The organism is Marinobacter sp. C7 (assembly GCF_022343555.1).
GTDB lineage: Bacteria > Pseudomonadota > Gammaproteobacteria > Pseudomonadales > Oleiphilaceae > Marinobacter.
Genome location: NZ_JAKQZH010000028.1, coordinates 1 through 693, shown reverse-complemented (window position 1 = coordinate 693; position 693 = coordinate 1). Strand labels below are relative to the sequence as shown.

2 protein-coding genes are annotated in these 693 nt (G+C 58.2%); both read right to left on the bottom strand.

Annotated elements, in window-relative coordinates; translation table 11 throughout:
- Nucleotides 1-261, bottom strand: a 261-nt coding sequence (locus MD273_RS18515) for a DUF1465 family protein (RefSeq protein WP_285229182.1), incomplete at its 3' end; no start/stop codon positions are given.
- Between the two features lie 301 nt (nt 262-562).
- The gene (locus MD273_RS19175; RefSeq protein WP_353050344.1) at nt 563-679 is read right to left on the bottom strand and encodes a DUF1192 family protein; all 117 of its coding nucleotides are present in this window, start codon (nt 677-679) and stop codon (nt 563-565) included.
- Nucleotides 680-693 lie beyond the last annotated feature (14 nt).

The following is a 693-nucleotide window of genomic DNA, read 5'->3' as shown; positions in this document are numbered from 1 at the left end:
CTCGCCGGTATTGAGCGAGCGCTGCAGCAAAAGCCAGGAGGCGAGCTGCATCAGCCGGGTGGTGAGCGCCAGGGATTCCCCGGCATAGAGCGCTGCCGCGGGTGCGCGGAGCTTGCGGGCAGCACTGCGGCCCGGCCCATCAAGATAGGCGGCGGTGGTCTCCACCAGCGACATGCCTTCGGAATAAAGCGCATCGAACTGCGGCGAATTGGCCGCGTGCCCAGCAAAGCTGATGGTTTTCGCCCCGGACGTGGTGGTCATTGACACTCTCTGAATTCACCCGACTTGTGCCGCTCTCGTTCGCCTCGTTGTCAAACGAATGCGACCGATTGATGAACGGCTCTATACTGCGCTCAACAAATATACCTGTAGCTGAGTTCCGCAAGCGGTTTCTTAACGAAAGGTTAATACCCACTGCCGAATGCAGGAAGACAAAAAAAGAGCCGCATTTTGGGCGGCTCATAGTCAAAGGGTGATGAAGGGAACGAGAGAATGTGTTCCCATGTCCGCTGAACGGATGCCCTATAACACCTTGGAAAGGTTAATATAGGGTTAACGCAGTCTACTTGCGGAAGAAGCTCTCCGCGGCGCTGCGGCCCTTGCCCTTGCGGGCGATCGCCTCTTCGACGCGTTCGATCTCGCGGCGTAGGTCACCGACGAAGCTGTTCAGCGCCTCCACGGAGTGTTCCTCGA